This is a genomic window from Campylobacter sp. 2018MI13 (genome assembly GCF_018501135.1).
Classification (GTDB): Bacteria; Campylobacterota; Campylobacteria; order Campylobacterales; family Campylobacteraceae; genus Campylobacter_E.
The window spans coordinates 1-15,977 of the sequence record NZ_JAHCZC010000042.1 but is presented as its reverse complement, the minus strand read 5'-3'; the positions used below and the strand labels follow the sequence as shown (position 1 = coordinate 15,977).

Annotated in this window: 21 protein-coding genes and 1 tRNA gene; 20 read left to right on the top strand and 2 right to left on the bottom strand. The window is 27.2% G+C overall.

Going from position 1 to position 15,977, the window contains the following annotated elements; all coding sequences use genetic code 11:
* From KJQ99_RS05680 to KJQ99_RS05655, 6 genes are all read left to right on the top strand, one after another.
* The coding region (locus KJQ99_RS05680) for a DUF535 family protein (protein ID WP_214150239.1) at nucleotides 1-742 on the top strand (742 nt) is incomplete at its 5' end.
* 35 nt (nucleotides 743-777) lie between these two features.
* Nucleotides 778-1,038 carry an RNA-binding S4 domain-containing protein gene (locus KJQ99_RS05675; RefSeq protein WP_214150238.1) on the top strand — a complete coding sequence of 87 codons (261 nt, stop codon included), beginning with the start codon at nucleotides 778-780 and terminating at the stop codon, nucleotides 1,036-1,038.
* Complete coding sequence (gene tsaE, locus KJQ99_RS05670; protein ID WP_214115903.1) at nucleotides 1,022-1,420, top strand: tRNA (adenosine(37)-N6)-threonylcarbamoyltransferase complex ATPase subunit type 1 TsaE; 399 nt, start codon at nucleotides 1,022-1,024, stop codon at nucleotides 1,418-1,420. Before KJQ99_RS05675 ends, tsaE begins: the two co-directional genes overlap by 17 nt.
* Entirely contained in the window at nucleotides 1,407-2,129 is a 723-nt protein-coding gene (gene lptB / locus KJQ99_RS05665; RefSeq protein WP_214115900.1) for an LPS export ABC transporter ATP-binding protein, read from the top strand. Before tsaE ends, lptB begins: the two co-directional genes overlap by 14 nt.
* Complete coding sequence (locus KJQ99_RS05660) at nucleotides 2,129-3,355, top strand: RNA polymerase factor sigma-54 (RefSeq protein ID WP_214115898.1); 1,227 nt, start codon at nucleotides 2,129-2,131, stop codon at nucleotides 3,353-3,355. The genes lptB and KJQ99_RS05660 overlap by 1 nt, the downstream gene beginning before the upstream one ends.
* Before the next feature lie 4 nt (nucleotides 3,356-3,359).
* Nucleotides 3,360-3,977, top strand: a complete 618-nt coding sequence (locus KJQ99_RS05655; RefSeq protein ID WP_214150237.1) for a YggS family pyridoxal phosphate-dependent enzyme — start codon at nucleotides 3,360-3,362, stop codon at nucleotides 3,975-3,977.
* A gap of 11 nt (nucleotides 3,978-3,988) precedes the next feature.
* On the opposite strand, the gene truD is transcribed toward KJQ99_RS05655, so the two are convergent.
* On the bottom strand, nucleotides 3,989-5,077 hold the full coding sequence (gene truD / locus KJQ99_RS05650) for a tRNA pseudouridine(13) synthase TruD (RefSeq protein ID WP_214150236.1): 1,089 nt from the start codon (nucleotides 5,075-5,077) through the stop codon (nucleotides 3,989-3,991).
* 64 nt (nucleotides 5,078-5,141) lie between these two features.
* Between truD and KJQ99_RS05645 the strand changes: the two genes are divergently transcribed.
* The 14 genes from KJQ99_RS05645 to KJQ99_RS05580 all read left to right on the top strand — a co-directional run bounded on the left by KJQ99_RS05645 (nucleotide 5,142) and on the right by KJQ99_RS05580 (nucleotide 15,171).
* Nucleotides 5,142-5,768 carry a DUF5644 domain-containing protein gene (locus tag KJQ99_RS05645; RefSeq protein WP_214150235.1) on the top strand — a complete coding sequence of 209 codons (627 nt, stop codon included), beginning with the start codon at nucleotides 5,142-5,144 and terminating at the stop codon, nucleotides 5,766-5,768.
* Nucleotides 5,765-6,400 carry an HdrB C-terminal domain-containing protein gene (locus tag KJQ99_RS05640; protein WP_214115887.1) on the top strand — a complete coding sequence of 212 codons (636 nt, stop codon included), beginning with the start codon at nucleotides 5,765-5,767 and terminating at the stop codon, nucleotides 6,398-6,400. Before KJQ99_RS05645 ends, KJQ99_RS05640 begins: the two co-directional genes overlap by 4 nt.
* Nucleotides 6,397-6,723: an ornithine carbamoyltransferase gene (locus tag KJQ99_RS05635; protein ID WP_214115885.1), complete on the top strand. Its 327-nt coding sequence runs from the start codon at nucleotides 6,397-6,399 to the stop codon at nucleotides 6,721-6,723. Before KJQ99_RS05640 ends, KJQ99_RS05635 begins: the two co-directional genes overlap by 4 nt.
* Nucleotides 6,713-7,267: an RsmD family RNA methyltransferase gene (locus tag KJQ99_RS05630; RefSeq protein WP_214150234.1), complete on the top strand. Its 555-nt coding sequence runs from the start codon at nucleotides 6,713-6,715 to the stop codon at nucleotides 7,265-7,267. The genes KJQ99_RS05635 and KJQ99_RS05630 overlap by 11 nt, the downstream gene beginning before the upstream one ends.
* A 98-nt stretch (nucleotides 7,268-7,365) precedes the next feature.
* A complete protein-coding gene (locus tag KJQ99_RS05625) occupies nucleotides 7,366-7,680 on the top strand; it encodes a F0F1 ATP synthase subunit C (protein WP_214115881.1) in 315 nt (104 codons plus the stop codon).
* Between the two features lie 27 nt (nucleotides 7,681-7,707).
* Nucleotides 7,708-7,792, top strand: a tRNA-Leu gene (locus tag KJQ99_RS05620).
* A 30-nt stretch (nucleotides 7,793-7,822) separates the two neighbouring features.
* On the top strand, nucleotides 7,823-8,188 hold the full coding sequence (locus KJQ99_RS05615) for a chemotaxis response regulator CheY (RefSeq protein WP_214115879.1): 366 nt from the start codon (nucleotides 7,823-7,825) through the stop codon (nucleotides 8,186-8,188).
* Between the two features lie 2 nt (nucleotides 8,189-8,190).
* A complete protein-coding gene (locus KJQ99_RS05610) occupies nucleotides 8,191-9,018 on the top strand; it encodes a 50S ribosomal protein L11 methyltransferase (protein ID WP_214120017.1) in 828 nt (275 codons plus the stop codon).
* Entirely contained in the window at nucleotides 9,011-10,864 is a 1,854-nt protein-coding gene (gene ftsH, locus KJQ99_RS05605; RefSeq protein WP_214115875.1) for an ATP-dependent zinc metalloprotease FtsH, read from the top strand. Before KJQ99_RS05610 ends, ftsH begins: the two co-directional genes overlap by 8 nt.
* The gene (locus KJQ99_RS05600; RefSeq protein WP_214120016.1) at nucleotides 10,861-11,448 is read left to right on the top strand and encodes a hypothetical protein; all 588 of its coding nucleotides are present in this window, start codon (nucleotides 10,861-10,863) and stop codon (nucleotides 11,446-11,448) included. Before ftsH ends, KJQ99_RS05600 begins: the two co-directional genes overlap by 4 nt.
* Before the next feature lies 1 nt (nucleotide 11,449).
* Nucleotides 11,450-12,178, top strand: a complete 729-nt coding sequence (pssA, locus tag KJQ99_RS05595) for a CDP-diacylglycerol--serine O-phosphatidyltransferase (protein ID WP_214120015.1) — start codon at nucleotides 11,450-11,452, stop codon at nucleotides 12,176-12,178.
* A gap of 5 nt (nucleotides 12,179-12,183) precedes the next feature.
* Nucleotides 12,184-12,921, top strand: a complete 738-nt coding sequence (locus KJQ99_RS05590) for an NYN domain-containing protein (RefSeq protein WP_214116012.1) — start codon at nucleotides 12,184-12,186, stop codon at nucleotides 12,919-12,921.
* A gap of 55 nt (nucleotides 12,922-12,976) precedes the next feature.
* Nucleotides 12,977-14,488, top strand: a complete 1,512-nt coding sequence (locus KJQ99_RS05585) for a 2-isopropylmalate synthase (protein WP_214120014.1) — start codon at nucleotides 12,977-12,979, stop codon at nucleotides 14,486-14,488.
* Nucleotides 14,488-15,171: a hypothetical protein gene (locus KJQ99_RS05580; protein ID WP_214150233.1), complete on the top strand. Its 684-nt coding sequence runs from the start codon at nucleotides 14,488-14,490 to the stop codon at nucleotides 15,169-15,171. The genes KJQ99_RS05585 and KJQ99_RS05580 overlap by 1 nt, the downstream gene beginning before the upstream one ends.
* A gap of 1 nt (nucleotide 15,172) precedes the next feature.
* On the opposite strand, the gene KJQ99_RS05575 is transcribed toward KJQ99_RS05580, so the two are convergent.
* Nucleotides 15,173-15,802, bottom strand: coding sequence for a thiamine diphosphokinase (locus tag KJQ99_RS05575; RefSeq protein WP_214150232.1), 630 nt, complete (start codon nucleotides 15,800-15,802; stop codon nucleotides 15,173-15,175).
* Nucleotides 15,803-15,977: the final 175 nt, after the last annotated feature.

Sequence of the window (15,977 nt, the reverse complement as noted above, 5' to 3'; positions counted from 1 at the left end):
AAGAAAGATAATTCATTTTAAAAATCATAAATTCCTAAATCAAATTCTACTAGATTATCCGAAATTATCTAATAAATTTAGCGAGAATTTAAAATATCACAATGATATGTTATGCAAAAAATACGGGGCTACTAATTTTACTTTTGAATATTCAAATGAATGTTTTAAAAGGGATTTAGAAATTATTACAAATAGATTTTTGGATATTTTAAGTAATGATGAGATTATTTTTAATGAATTTGATTTAAAAATTACGCTTAGCTCAAATCCTAAAGTAATTAGCGAAGGACTTTTTACAATTCATTTGCATTATAAAAATGAGCTTTTATATTCTTTAAGTTTTATTTTATTAAATGATGCTTTATTAATCACAGCCTTACAAGGTAATTTAAATACTAAAGATGAGATAAAAGAATTTACTAAAGTTTATTTTGGCTTAAGACCGCTTAATTTTATTATATTTTTTGCTTTTATTTTTGCTGAGTTTTTAGGTATAAATAAAGTTTGCGGAGTAAAGGATAGATTTTTAGTATCAAGATTTAAACGCAATAGAAAAAGAGATGGAAGAGTATTTGTAATACCAAATTATGACGAAATATGGCAAGAAAATACAAAAATTATTAAAGAAGAAAAATCATTTTATGTATTAGAATATTTGCAAAAAGATTTAGAAGAAATACCATCAAAAAAACGCTCAATGTATAAAAAAAGATTTGAGTTCTTAAAAACGATTAAATTGTAAGCAATAATTATTCCTAACTAGCTAAAATGCTCTTTATGAGAGTAGATAAATTTTTAAATGCAGTAAATATCACAAAACGCCGTTCAATTTCACTTGATATGTGTAAAAACGGCGTTATTTGTGTAAATGGAAATGTTGTTAAACCTAGTAAAGAAGTAAAAGTTGGCGATATTATAAGTCTAAATCTTTTAAACGAGCAAATTAGATTTAAGGTATTAGCTTTACCTACAACCAAAAATGTAGCTAAAGCAAAATCAAATGAATATGTGGAAAAACTAGATGATAATCAAAGCTAATTTAGATAATTTAGATTTAGTGGTAAATGAGTTTGGTGATAATGGGATTTATTTATTACAAGGCGATTTAGCTAGTGGTAAAACTACTTTAGTAAATAAAATAGCAAATAAAAAATTAAATCAAAAAGCAATTTCTCCAACTTTTAGTGTATTAAATACTTATAAAAACGATACTAATACGATTTATCATTATGATATTTATCAAAAAGGAACAAAAGCTTTTATAGAAAATGGTTTGTTTGAGAATTTGTTTAATGATGGTCTTCATTTAATTGAATGGGCTGATGATGATTTTATAAAAATATTAGAGCAATTTGCACTTAGATACAAGATTGTAAAAATTAGCACTAATAATGAAGGTAGGCTTTATGAGTTTAGTTAATTTAAAAGCGTGTGGTCTAAAAAAAAGTATAAAAAATATAGAAATTATAAAAAATGTAGATATTAGTATGGATAATTCTCAAATAGTAGGATTGTTTGGAAGTAATGGTGCAGGAAAAACTACTACATTTTATATGATTTGCGGACTTGTTAGCCCTAGTGCTGGGGATATTTTTTTAGATGATTTAAATATTACTAACGAGCCACTTCACAAACGCGCAATTCTAGGCATTGGTTATTTACCACAAGATTCAAGTGTTTTAAAAGATTTAAGTGTTTGGGAAAATATGCAAATTGCAGCAGAGCTTAAAGGGCTTAAAAATATAGATGAATTAATAGAAGAAAAATTAAATCTTTTAAAGATTTATGATAGAAAAGACCGCCTTGCAAAAAGTCTTAGCGGTGGGGAGCGTCGTAGATTAGAAATAGCTAGAGCTTTAGTTTTAGAGCCTAAGTTTTTATTACTTGATGAGCCTTTTGCTGGGGTTGATCCAAAAAGTATTAATGATGTTCAAAGCATTATTAAGGATTTAAAAGATTTAAATATAGGCGTATTAATTACTGACCATAATGTCCGTGAGACCCTTAGAATTTGTGATAAAGCTTATGTTTTAGATAGCGGTAGTATTTTAGCTAGTGGAAGTGCTAAAGAAATTGCAAATAATGAAATAGTAAAAAGCAAATATTTAGGTAAAAACTTTTCTTTATAATGTTAAAAGTCCGTCAGCAAGTAAGCCAAAAGCCAAAATTATCTCAAACCCTTAGAAGCTGGTTGCCACTGCTTCAAGCTAGTAGTGATGATTTAGAAGATGAAGTAAATAATCTAGCAAAAGATAATCCTTGTATAAAAATTAGCTCAAAAAAAGAAATAAATGATAAAAAATCTAACAAAAGTATAAGACAATTATATTCTAAAGGCGGTGGTTTGATTGAAGAATTAAATATCGCTAAAAAAAGCATATATGATGATTTAGAATTACAGCTTAATAAGACTTTATTTCCTACTCAAAAATCTCAAGAAATTGCAAGAATTATTATAAGTTGTCTTGATGAGAATGGATATTTTGTATATGATGAAAATATTTGTTTAGGATATTTATTAGAAGATATAGAAAAAGTTAGAAAGAGATTTTGCTACCTTGAGCCTTTAGGAGTTGGTGCGATTAATTATATTGAAGCTTTAGAGTTTTGCTTATTGAATGCGAATTTAGAAAATGAATTATTTTTATTATGTAAAAAGCTTATAAATGATTTAGATAATTTATCAAAATATACTAAAAATCCTTTATATAAAGACGCAATAAGAATTATAAAAAGCTTTAATCTACCGCCTTTTATTGATGATTTAGAAGATAGCAAAGAGATTATCCCTGATATTTATATCTTAAATGAGAATGGAAAATTAGAAATAATTATCAATGATGATTATTATCCGCAGATTGAAATTCAAGACTATAAAGAGCTAAAAGAACAAGTAAAAAATGCTAAAAATTTAGTAGATGCTTTAGAGATGAGAAAGGCGACTTTAAAAAAACTTGCTTTAATGATAGTTGAATATCAATATGATTATTTTTTAGGTGGAGATATTAAGCCATTAAAAATGCAGGATTTAGCAACCGAACTTGATAGAAATACTAGTACAATTAGCCGTGCAATAGCTAATAAATACATTAGCTCAAATCGTGGGATAATAGCTATTAAAGACTTTTTTGCAGCAGAATTAAACGATGGCACAAGTAATAAAACCATCAAAGAATTTGTAAGTGAATTAATCAAAAATGAAAATCACTTAAAACCTTTAAGCGATCAATTAATTTTAGAAAAAATAGAAAAAGAATTTAATGTAAAAATAGTAAGAAGAACTATCACAAAATATAGAAAATTACTAGATATTCCAAGCTCAAGCGAGAGAAAAAAATTATATTCATTAAGGTAGAAAAATGACTTATTTAGAACTAAAAGAAAAATATAAAGATATAAGAATTATAGCGGTTAGTAAATATACAACAGATGAGAAAATAATGGCTTTACATAAATTAGGGCAAATTGAATTTGGCGAAAACAAAGTGCAAGATTTAGCTAGAAAAAAGGCTGAATTATCAAGTGATATTAACTGGCATTTCATAGGAAATTTGCAAAAAAACAAAGCTAATTTACTTATAAAAACAAAGCCTGTTATGTGGCAAAGTTGCATTAATTTAGACCTTGCAAAATATGTTGATGCTAGACTTGATTATGAGCTAGATACATTGCTTGAGATAAATGTGGCTAACGAAGATAGCAAGGCTGGTATTAATCCAAGTAAAGCGATTGATGAGTATTTAGCGATTAAACAAAATTGTAAATTCATAAAGCCTGTAGGAGTTATGTGTATAGGTGCTATGAGCGATGATATTAAGCAAATTATTAAGAGTTTTGATTTGTGTTATAAGATTTATGATGAGCTTAAAAAAGATGGAGCTAAGATTTGCTCTATGGGTATGAGTAGTGATTATGAAATAGCTATTAAAAGTGGAGCAAATATGATACGCTTAGGCAGCGTGCTGTTTAATCAATGAAATAAATCAAATTAATTTATTTCATTCCTTTCTAAATGTATTATTTCATCAAGCACGACTGTTGCGTACGAGCCTTTTTGTAGGCTAAATTCAAGGCTAAGTTGTGCTAATTCTTCATTATAGTTAATTTTTTCATCATTTGTGTAAGTCCATAAATATCTTCTTGAACCATTTTGAGTTTTTAATAAATCAAAATAATCTTTATATATGCTATTTTCAATTTCACCTAAAAAACCTTCATTTAATTTAGGTTTATTTCCTAGTATCAATCCAGAAGGGCTAATATCTCTTGCTAAAAATCTTTTTAAACCATCTTCTAAATTCTCATTAAATACCTTGCCGTAAGGATAATGCTCATATATTTCATTATCAAATAATTTAAAAAATTGCTCTTGTTTTTTTAGATTTTCAACTAAAGTTTTATCTTTATAAAGTGCTAATAATTCTTGTTTAGAAAAATCATTGCTAAATCTTGAAATTTCTATTCTTTTTGATAAATATGTATTGAATAATTCGCTTTGAAATGCAGAAATTAAAAAGTTATTTAATTTATTATTTTTAAATTTTAATTCGTTTTTTAATATTTCTAAGCCTGTTTTTGCATTATCATTATCTTTGCCAAAACGCTGATAGCCATAATAATTAGGAAAGCCATTTTCTTTAATATTTGTAAAAATTTGTTCAATCTTTAAGGCGTCAATTTTATTAACTTTTTTTAATCTTATAAAAAATGAATTACCTTTTAAATGTCCGATTTTTAATTTATTATTGTGTAAAAAAGTATCAATAATTTTACATTTTTCATGAGAAAATTTAGCTAATTCTTTCTCGTATTTTTTAGGCATTGAAATGTATTGAAATGTAAGTCCTTGCTTGTCTTTAAGACCTGCGTAACCAAAATCTTTTGCTTTAATTCCTGTTGCTGCACTTAAATCTTTTAAAAGTTCATTTGTGCTTAAATCTTTCTTTTGTATATGTAAAATCAAATGCTCTCCAGAGCCACTAAATTCGTATAATGGTATTTCACGCACTACGAAATCGCTAGAATTTTTTGAAAAATAAACATTGATTTTTGAATGAGTGTTTGCTCTTAAATACATATTAAATCCTTTTAATAATTTATAACATTTTTTTGATATAAATTAGTAAAAAAGGAATTTTGTTATGAGAAGTTTTATTTTAAGAGTATTTAGATTTGATGCTAGTAGAGATTATGAGTTTTACTATAAGCCATATGAGATTAATTTAAAAGACATTAACGATAGTTCTACACTTTACGATGTTTTAGGGTTAGTAAAACAACAAGATAGATATTTTAATATGCCAGATTGTAATGAATTTGTAAGGATTGAAAATAAAGTTTTATCACTTAATACAAGGATAAATGAACTTATTAAAAAATTTGGAAATGATTTTTGTGTAAGTGCAATTGATTTAAAAAGAGCAAAGCTTGATTTAATGTGTGATGATAGTGATTTTATAAAAGTTTTTGATTATTTTAAAAATATTTGCAATGCAGATGATTATAAAGATTATTTAACTTATAAATTTTTATATTATGCAAGTGATATTCGTGAATATAATGATGAATTTTTAGGTGATAGTGCGTTTGTGTTTGCAAATAAATTATTAGAAAAATATCCTAATAAAAGAAAAGATATTTTAGATATTGTTTTTGATAAGGAAAAAGGAATTGAGTATAGTGTAAGCTTAAAACCATTTTTATATAGTGATTATGAAAAATATGAAGAAATTAAAAATTCTTTAAAACATCAAAAGGAGATTAGATGATAACTTTAATAAATGATGATTTTAATTTTTCTAATTTATTAAAAGGTGATTATAGAAAAACCTATGTAAAAACACCTAGTTTTATGAGTGAATATAAAGCAGATGAATATAAAAAAGAATTTGATTCTTGTTTAGGAGAGATGAATTTAATCTGCGATACTAGTATTTTAGATTATGCAAAGAAAAATTATAAAAACGCTTCATGTGTTATTCAAGATTTACAAAATATAGAAATTAAAAACGATTTTAATGGTTTTAATGTAGCTGTTTATCGTGGTTTTACCATTGATTTATTTTTACATTTTTTAAAAAAGACTAAGGCAAAATTAATAAATTACGAAACTCAAGAATTTGAAAATGGTTTTAGATTTTTAGATTTTGATAAACAAGTAGCATATAAAAAAGCAGCTAAGATAGTTTTAGATGCTTATGATAGCGGTGCTGATTTTTTAGTAGTTGGCGATAGTTTAAGCTTTAAAATGTTTGATACTTTAAGTGGCGAATTACAAAAAGTATCTAATAGAGATTTTAGTGATTTTTATATTTTACATATGGCTGAGTTCATAGCTTTAGCTAATGGTAATATTCCAGCTAGTCTTAAAGAACATAAATTAAAGGTTAGTTTGGTATGAAAATAGCCATTGCGTGCAAAGATATTTTATTAGAAAAGACTTTAATATTATTTTTACAAGATTATTTAGCAAATAAAAAAGATTGCGATTTTTTAATCACTGATGAAAAATTAATGCACGCAAAAAAACCACAATTTATAATAGGTTTTAATAATGCACATTTAAAATTGCCTTTTAGTAAAGAGCAATTAATTGATGCTTTATATGAGTTTTCAAGCACAATAAATCAAGATGATAATAAGGTTTTAAGTTTTGAAGAAAAACTTGATAAATTACTTAATAAATTTAAATATGATTTACTTCAATTAATGTATGAAAAATAATGTTTTAAGAGTTCAGAGCGGTTTTTTAAAAGGTAAAATTTTAGAAAATCCATCAAAAGATACCACAAGAGCTACAAAAAGTATAGTTAAATCTTGTGTTTTTAATGTTTTAAGAGATGATTTAAGGGAATATGTTTTTATAGAAGCATTTGGCGGTAGTGCTAGTATGGCGATTGAGGCTATTAGTAATTATGCAAAAAAGGCATTTGCTATTGAGATTGATAAATTAGCGTATAAAAGTGCTTTAAAAAATACAAAAGATTTAAATATAGAAGTTTTAAATGACGATACTTTTAAAGCTTTACCTAATATTATTGCCAAATTACAAAATGAAAAAACTATTCTTTATTTAGACCCGCCATTTGATATTAGAGATGGTTTTAGTAATGTATATTTGAAAATCAAGAATTTATATGAGAATTTAGATTGTGATATTGTCATTATAGAGCATTCTAGCAAGGTTGAATTTGCATCTTTAAAATATATCTTATTTAAGGTAAAAAAATTCGGCAACACAACTCTTAGTTTTTTTACTAGGTCTTAATTTATTTACTTTAGCTTAATAGAATATAGAGCATAATTTTTTTAGTAGGGATACGCAAGCCGAAAGGAAAATTATATATATTTTTATTAGGAGATTTTATGAAAAAGTTTTTATTAGTTTTACTTGCTTTTTCTAGTGTTGCTTTTGCTGCAGAAACTGAAATCGGTAGCGAGTTATTAAAAGCTTGTTCTGTTTTAGCTGCTGGTATTGGCTTAGGTGTTGCTGCACTTGGTGGTGCTATTGGTATGGGTCATGCTGCTGCTGCGACTATTGCAGGAACTGCTAGAAACCCTAGTTTAGGTGGTAAATTATCAACAACTATGTTTATTGCTATTGCGTTAATTGAAGCACAAGTAATTTATGCTCTAGTTATTGGATTAGTATTATTATACGCTAACCCATTTTTAGGATAATTTTAGGCTACTTTTGTAGCCTTTTTTGCGTTTATGGTGGAATTGGTAGACACGCTATCTTGAGGGGGTAGTGCCAACAGGTGTGCGAGTTCAAGTCTCGCTAAACGCACCATGAAAAATAATATTACAAAAGGATTTTGAAGTGAAATTATTAGTAGTAGATGATAGCTCTACAATGAGAAGAATTATTAAAAATACTTTACAAAGATTAGGTCATGAGGATGTTTTAGAAGCTGAACATGGCGTGGAAGCTTGGGGATTGTTATGTGCAAATAGCGATATTGATGTTTTAATAACAGATTGGAATATGCCTGAAATGAATGGTCTTGAACTTGTTAAAAAAGTAAGAGCTGAAGCTAAATATGCAGATATGCCAATCATCATGGTAACTACTGAAGGTGGTAAAGCAGAAGTTATTACAGCATTAAAAGCTGGTGTTAATAACTATATAGTAAAACCTTTTACTCCACAAGTATTAAAAGAAAAATTAGAAGATGTTTTAGGATAATTATGCGTAATACTTATCAAGAATTAGTTATTAAAACAAATAATTTGGAGTTTATTAGTGATTTTGTATTTGCGTTTGATGTTGATGCAATTGAAGAAAAAAATGATGAATTAATTGTAAGAAGTGATAATAATCTTGATGATTTAGTTTTTGCGTTAGGCGAGTTAAAACAAAAACTTAATGATGCTAATTTAAATATTAATCTTACTTATGAACTTTGTGAAAAAGAGAATAAGGATTGGATTAATGAATATAAGAAAAATATAAAGCCAATTTTAATAGATAATATATATATACATACTACTTGGCAAGAGCCTAAAGCAGGCTATGTAAATCTAAAAATAGACCCAGCTTTAGCTTTTGGCTCAGGTCATCATGAAAGCACGAATTCTTGTGTAGAATTTTTGCAAAAATATTATAAGGGTTGTAAAACAGGCCTTGATGTAGGATGTGGTAGTGGAATTTTATCTTTAGTTATGGCTAATTATGGCATTAGCGTTGATTCTTGTGATACTGATGAATTAGCAATTATGAGTACTAAAAATAATTTTGAGTTAAATAATCTTAAAATTAATAATATTTGGCAAGGTTCTTGCGATAAAGCCAAAAAGAAATATGATTTAGTAGTAGCAAATATAATTGCCGATGTGATATTAATTATTAAAAATGATTTGATAAAAAGTCTTAATGAGAACGGAGTTTTAATTCTTTCTGGTATTTTAAATACTTATTCTGAAAGGATTAAAAGTCAATTTTCTTCACTAACTTTAGTTGATGAGAAAATAAAAGGAGATTGGCTAACTTTAGTTTATAAGGTGAAAAATGAATAATAATGAAAATAAGAATTCTAATAAAAATCCAATAGTTATATTTTTAATTTTTTCACTATTGGTATTTGGTGGGTTTTCTTTATTTTTTGAAGAAGGTGGAATAGCTGATAATGGAAATAAAATAAGTTATTCTGACTTTAAGAAAAAAATAGAGACAGGTGAAATAACAAAAGTTCAAATAGGACAAACTCAAATAAAAGGTAGCGGGCTTAACTCTAGTTATACTGCAAACTTAGTAAGAGATTCAAATCTTACTACTTTACTTGATAGTAAAAATGTAAATTACACATCTTATTCTGAAAATAACTTTTTATCTAATTTATTATTTACTTGGATAATTCCAATTTTTATATTTTTTGCTATTTGGGGATTTATTACAAATAGAATGCAAAAGAAAATGGGTGGCGGAATTTTAGGAATTGGAAACTCAAAAAAATTAGTAAACTCTGAAAAACCAAAAGTAAAATTTGATGATGTAGCAGGTGTTGAAGAAGCAAAAGAAGAAGTAAAAGAAATAGTAGATTTTTTAAAATATCCAGAAAGATATATTAAATTAGGTGCTAAAATTCCAAAAGGTTTATTATTAGTTGGACCTCCAGGCACAGGTAAAACTCTTTTAGCAAAAGCAGTTGCAGGTGAAGCTGATGTTCCATTTTTTAGTGTTTCGGGTTCAAGTTTTATAGAAATGTTTGTAGGTGTTGGCGCCAGCCGTGTTAGAGATTTATTTGAAAACGCTAAAAAAGAAGCTCCGGCAATTATTTTTATAGATGAAATTGATGCTATTGGTAAATCTCGTGCAGCAGGTTCACATATGGGCGGGCACGATGAAAGGGAACAAACTTTAAATCAGCTTTTAGCTGAAATGGATGGGTTTGGTTCAGAAAGCCCTGTAATTGTATTAGCGGCTACAAATAGACCTGAAGTGCTAGATGCAGCATTACTTAGACCGGGTCGTTTTGATAGACAAGTTTTAGTTGATAAGCCAGATTTTAAAGGAAGATGTGATATTTTAAGCGTTCATATGAAAGATGTAAAAATTGCTAAAGAAGTTAAAGTTGAAGATATTGCAAGACTTACGGCAGGACTTGCTGGAGCTGATTTGGCAAATATAATAAATGAAGCTGCATTACTTGCAGGAAGAAATAATAAAAAAGAAGTAGAGCAAGGCGATTTAACTGAAGCAGTTGAAAGAGCTATTGCAGGACTTGAGAAAAAATCAAGAAGAATAAGTGATAAAGAGAAAAAAATTGTAACATATCATGAGTGTGGACATGCTTTAATAGCAGAGACAACAAAAGGTGCTAAAAAAGTTACAAAAGTTTCTGTTATTCCTAGAGGTTTAGCAGCGCTTGGTTATACTTTAAATACTCCTGAAGAAAATAAATTCTTAATGCAAAGACACGAGTTGATTGCAGAAGTTGATGTTCTTTTAGGTGGTCGTGCAGCTGAGCATGTATTTATTAAAGAGATTTCAACAGGTGCTAGTAATGATTTAGAAAGAGCAACCGATATTATAAAAGCAATGGTTTCTATGTATGGTATGAGTGATATTGCTGGACTTATGGTTTTAGAAAAACAAAGAAATCAATTCTTAGGTGGTGGTCAAACTATCAAGGATTATTCAGATGATATGGCTCATAAATTAGATGAATATGTTAAAAACTTACTTGATGAGAGATTTAAATCTGTTGTTGCTACTTTAGAACAATATAGTGGAGCAATTGAAACAATGGTTGAAAAACTTTATGAAAAAGAAGTAATAGAAGGTAGTGAAGTAAGAGAAATAATTAAAAATTATGAAATAGAAAATAATTTTGAAACTAGATTAAGTGAGATAGAAAAATGAATTTAATAGCAAATTGTGGAAAAAAGATAATATTAATTGCTTGGATAATATTTATATTATTTACTTTAATATTTTCTTTTTCTTGTTTGTTATTTTTAATTTTAGTATTACTACATTTATTTTATAAAAGGGTTGAGAGAGAAGTCACTGATTATGATAATAATACTATAGTAAGTCCAATTGATGCAAAGGTAGTTGGAATATATGTTGATGAAGATAATAAAAATATAGTATTAACTTTAGAAAAAAATTATTTTAGCTTATTTTTAAATTCTTCAGAAGTTAGAAGTGTGATAAAGTCTGAAGATATTTATAAAAAGCAATTTAATGGTTTAAAATATAATGATAATTTTTATTCAAATGCTACTGAAATAGTATTCAATAAAGATATTTCATTAATTTTAAAACCTGCTAGGTATTGTGTAAATTCTTTTTATGACATAAAAAAAGCTTTTAAAGGTCAAAGAATTGGATTTTTTTCAACAGGATTGGTTGATATAAAATTACCATATAATTGCACTTTATTAGTTGGAATGCACGATAAAATCTTAGCTAATGCAGATATTGCAAAGATTGGAGAATAAAATGGAAAAAAATTCTCATAAATTAGCTTATATTTTACCTAATTTATTTACAGCAGCATCTATATTTTTAGGTGTTTTAAGTATTTTAGCGTCTATTAAAGGCGATTATGATAAAGCTATGATTTTAATTATAGTAAGTTTGATTTGTGATGGTCTTGATGGTCGTGTGGCAAGACTTACAAATACAGCTTCAAAATTTGGAGTAGAATTTGATAGTTTAGCTGATATTATTGCTTTTGGAGTTGCACCTGCTATATTATTTTATTTTAATTTAGGTCAAGAGTATGGAAGACTTGGTTCTCTTGCTATGGCTGTTTTTATAATATTTGGTGCAATTCGCTTAGCTAGATTTAATGTTACAACAGGCACATATGACCCAAGAGTTTTTATAGGTCTTCCAATTCCAACGGCTGCGGTTGTTTTAGGTATTTGGGTTGTGTTTTATAAACACCATTTTGATAATAATTCATTTATAGAAATTTTTATTATATTTCTTACATTTTTATTATCATTTTTGATGGTGAGCAATGTAAGGTATCCAAGTTTTAAAAAAATAGAATTTCAAAAAGCAAATATTTTAAAAGCTTTAGTGATTTTAATTTTTATTTGTTCTCTTATATATTTACGCCCTTTAGAGATTTTTACCTTAATAATGAGTGCTTATGTTATTTATGGTTTATCAAGAGCGATTTATAATTTATATATAAAAAAGATTAAAAAAGTAGGATAAATATGTTGGATAATAGTAGCGTAGCAGTATTTATAGATGCAGAAAATATACCTGCTAAATATGCTAGAGAAATATTTGACTACGCTTCTAATTATGGAAATGTTATTATTAAAAGAATATATGCTGATTGGAGTAAAGAAAATATTCAAAATTGGCGTGAAAAAATATTTGATTATGGCATTATTGCAATGCAGCAATTTTCTACTTCATCGGGTAAAAACTCATCTGATATGTATCTTACAACCGAAGCTTTAAGCATATTTTATGAAAAACAAATAGATGTTTTTGTTATAGTTTCAGGAGATAGTGATTATACGAGTTTGGCTCAAAAATTAAGAGAAAACAAAAAATTAGTAATTGGAATAGGGACTAATAAATCTTTAAAATCATATGTAAATTCATTTAATGAGTTTTTTTATTTGGATAATGAAAAAGTTAAAAGTAGTGATAAAGACAGATTAAAAGCAATTCCAAAAGAACAATTAAAAGAATTAGAGCAAATAATAGATAATTTAATTGATGAAAAAACTAGAGCAGAATATGCAGTAATAAATACATATATGCAGAAAAAATATTCTGATTTTCACGCTAAAAATTATGGTTTTAGTAGTTTTAGACAATTAATTGAGAATTTTATTTTAAAACATAAGGAATATCAAGAAAAAGTATCTGATGATAGATGTACTTATTATCTTGTGAAAAATTCTACACTCCTTCGCCCAAACAAGGGCGATATAGACTAAAAATTTATTAATAATACATATACTAACAATACATTAAATTAAAGGAAAGAAAAAAATGAGTGAAAGAATTATAATATTTGATACAACTTTAAGAGATGGTGAGCAAAGTCCAGGTGCTTCAATGAATACAGAAGAAAAAATCCAAATAGCTTTAGCGCTTGAGCGTTTGGGTGTTGATGTTATGGAAGTAGGGTTTGCAGCATCTAGTCCAGGAGATTACGAAGCGATTAATAAAATTGCACAAATTATTAAAAACTCAAGCGTTTGTTCTCTTGCAAGATGTGTAGAAAACGACATTATTCAAGCAGGTAAAGCGCTTGAGCCAGCAGCTAAAAAACGCATTCATACTTTTATTGCGACAAGTCCAATTCATATGGAATACAAGCTTAAAAAAACTCCAGCAGAAGTTTTAGCAACCGCAGTTAAGAATGTAAAATTAGCTAAGAGTTTATGTGATGATGTTGAGTTTTCTTGTGAAGACGCTTTAAGAAGTGATGTAAATTTTTTAAAAGAAATGGCAGATGCAGTTTATGAAGCAGGTGCAAGGACATTTAATATCCCTGATACGGTTGGATATAGATTGCCTGATGAGATTTATAAGGTATTTAAAGAAATTAGCGATTATACAAAAGGAAGACTTATAGTATCAGCACACAATCACAATGATTTAGGTTTAGCTACTGCAAACACACTTGCTGCTATTAAAGGTGGTGCTAGACAAATTGAAGTTACTCTAAATGGCTTAGGTGAGCGTGCAGGAAACGCTGCTTTAGAAGAAGTTGTGATGGCTTTAAAGGTTAGAGCTGATGAATTAGGCGAGTTTTATACCACAATTAATCATAAAGAAATTTATCCATCAAGTAGATTATTGTCAAATATAATCGGTGTAAATCCACAACCAAATAAAGCAATAGTAGGTAAAAATGCCTTTTCTCACGAAAGTGGAATTCATCAAGATGGCGTGTTAAAACACCCTGAAACTTATGAGATTATGAAAGCTAGTGATATAGGCTTAGTTCAAGATAATTTGGTTTTAGGAAAACATAGTGGAAGAGCAGCGTTTAATGATAAATTAAAATCTCTTGGCTTTACATTAGATACTGATGAGTTAAATCGTGCATTTGCAGAGTTTAAAGACCTTTGCGATAAGAAAAAAGAAGTATTTGATGAGGATTTAATAGCAATAGTGGCTGCTGATAAGATTAAAATAGAAGAGAAATTTAAGCTTATAAATCTTCAAGTAAGCGATTGTTCATCAGCACTTGCGACTGCTGCTGTTACTATGGAGTGCGATGGAGAAATATTTAGCGAAGCAGCTATTGGAGATGGTGTAATTGATGCGGTATTTAAAGTAATTGATAGAGCTAGTAAGGTAAATGGTAGCTTGCTTGATTATAAGGTTGATGCGGTTAGTAAAGGTAAAGATGCTTTAGCTCAAGTTAGTGTAAAAGTTAGCTTTGAAGGTCAGCGTGCAATCATTGGTCACGGGCTTGACCTTGATACTATGAAAGCTAGTGCTAAGGCATATTTAGGTGCATTAAATAGCTATATTTCAATGAACAAATGATGAAAAAAGTTATAGAATTTGTAAAGGAGTTTAATAAGTTTGCTAAGGATAATTCCTTAGCACTTATAGAATTAGAACAAGCAAATTTCATAGCTAGTGCAAAAGACACTCTAAATCTTAGTAATATTGTAAAAAATATTATTTCTATTAAATTTTATAACCTTTATAAAGGAATAATTTTTTCTGATTTAGATTTATTTGTAGATAGAATACAAATATCACAATTTAGCCTAATTGATAAAAAACATATGTTGCTTTTATTAATAGCTAGTAGAAGTGAAAAATACGCTCAAACTCTAACCAGCAGTTTAAGAGAAGATGAAAGAAAATTTCTTAATACTTATCTTAAAAAAACTAAGGAATTTGTAAATTATGTATTGGATAAAAACAATAAAGACGAAATAGCTTTATTTTTATATGATTTAAATTCTTTTAGAAAATACTTAAAAAAAGATGAATTTTTAATGCCTACGAAAATTGCTAATGCTTTTAATTGGGTTAAAAAAATTGATGATAAAAATATTTTAGATGAATTAGAAAATAGTAAAAAATCATTATTTTTGTCAAGAAGAAAATATTATGATAAATTAAATATATATGAAGATGTTGTGAAAGATTATAAAAAATATGAAAAAAAATTAGATTTAATTATTAAAGAGTTTAAATCAAATTCTAATTTATAAATTAAGTAAAATTCAAATATACTAAAAGTTCTTTATTATTATGATTTTTAATACTAAAAGTATTGCCTAATGCTTCGTTTAAAGTCCCGCTATTTAGATATTTAAAATTAAAATTATTTAGCTCATATTTAAGGTTTTGTGAGCTAAATTTAGCTCTTTTATCAAGGCAAAATAATGATATTTGCTGACCTTTATAAGAATTAGCAGTAAAATCAGTATTTTTTATAAAAAATTCCCCGTAATTTGTGATTAGTTTTAGATTTATTGTCTTATTAAAGCGATTTTTTAATTTAAAATATTGAAATAATAAAGCTATATTTGCTATAAAATGATCATCTCTTTTGCCCCCAGCACCAAGGATAAAAATATCACTAAAATCCATTGATAAAGCGTATTTATAGGCTTTTGTTAAGTCATTTGTATTTTGATTTTTTACTTTAATTATTTTTGCTTTTGTTTTTAGATTTTGAAAACTATCTAAATCCCCAATAATTACATTAGGCTCATAATTATTAGCCAAAAGCAAATTAGCAGCACCATCACAAGCTATTAAAAAATCAGCATTTTTTAGATAATTTAAGGTTATTTTATTGGTGCAAAACTCCCCATTAGCCATAATCACGCAAGTCATTTTAAATCCTTTTTCCAAGAAAATAGGTAAATAATACCTAAGATAAAAAATAAAATCATAAGCATTAATACAGCTAAATTAGAACTATCTTCAATGTAAAGAATAGTCCAAATATAAATAGAAGCAATGTTTGAAATGCTTATATAAATATAATGATTTATTATTTTTTTTAGAC

Coding starts and splice junctions, on each gene's coding strand:
- KJQ99_RS05660 (WP_214115898.1), top strand. CDS start 2,129: ATGTTAAAAGTCCGTCAGCAAGTAAGCCAAAAGCCAAAATTATCTCAA.
- KJQ99_RS05635 (WP_214115885.1), top strand. CDS start 6,397: ATGAAAATAGCCATTGCGTGCAAAGATATTTTATTAGAAAAGACTTTA.
- KJQ99_RS05585 (WP_214120014.1), top strand. CDS start 12,977: ATGAGTGAAAGAATTATAATATTTGATACAACTTTAAGAGATGGTGAG.
- ftsH (WP_214115875.1), top strand. CDS start 9,011: ATGAATAATAATGAAAATAAGAATTCTAATAAAAATCCAATAGTTATA.
- KJQ99_RS05580 (WP_214150233.1), top strand. CDS start 14,488: ATGAAAAAAGTTATAGAATTTGTAAAGGAGTTTAATAAGTTTGCTAAG.
- KJQ99_RS05630 (WP_214150234.1), top strand. CDS start 6,713: ATGAAAAATAATGTTTTAAGAGTTCAGAGCGGTTTTTTAAAAGGTAAA.
- KJQ99_RS05645 (WP_214150235.1), top strand. CDS start 5,142: ATGAGAAGTTTTATTTTAAGAGTATTTAGATTTGATGCTAGTAGAGAT.
- truD (WP_214150236.1), bottom strand. CDS start 5,077: ATGTATTTAAGAGCAAACACTCATTCAAAAATCAATGTTTATTTTTCA.
- tsaE (WP_214115903.1), top strand. CDS start 1,022: ATGATAATCAAAGCTAATTTAGATAATTTAGATTTAGTGGTAAATGAG.
- KJQ99_RS05625 (WP_214115881.1), top strand. CDS start 7,366: ATGAAAAAGTTTTTATTAGTTTTACTTGCTTTTTCTAGTGTTGCTTTT.
- KJQ99_RS05655 (WP_214150237.1), top strand. CDS start 3,360: ATGACTTATTTAGAACTAAAAGAAAAATATAAAGATATAAGAATTATA.
- lptB (WP_214115900.1), top strand. CDS start 1,407: ATGAGTTTAGTTAATTTAAAAGCGTGTGGTCTAAAAAAAAGTATAAAA.
- pssA (WP_214120015.1), top strand. CDS start 11,450: ATGGAAAAAAATTCTCATAAATTAGCTTATATTTTACCTAATTTATTT.
- KJQ99_RS05640 (WP_214115887.1), top strand. CDS start 5,765: ATGATAACTTTAATAAATGATGATTTTAATTTTTCTAATTTATTAAAA.
- KJQ99_RS05600 (WP_214120016.1), top strand. CDS start 10,861: ATGAATTTAATAGCAAATTGTGGAAAAAAGATAATATTAATTGCTTGG.
- KJQ99_RS05575 (WP_214150232.1), bottom strand. CDS start 15,802: ATGACTTGCGTGATTATGGCTAATGGGGAGTTTTGCACCAATAAAATA.
- KJQ99_RS05675 (WP_214150238.1), top strand. CDS start 778: ATGAGAGTAGATAAATTTTTAAATGCAGTAAATATCACAAAACGCCGT.
- KJQ99_RS05610 (WP_214120017.1), top strand. CDS start 8,191: ATGCGTAATACTTATCAAGAATTAGTTATTAAAACAAATAATTTGGAG.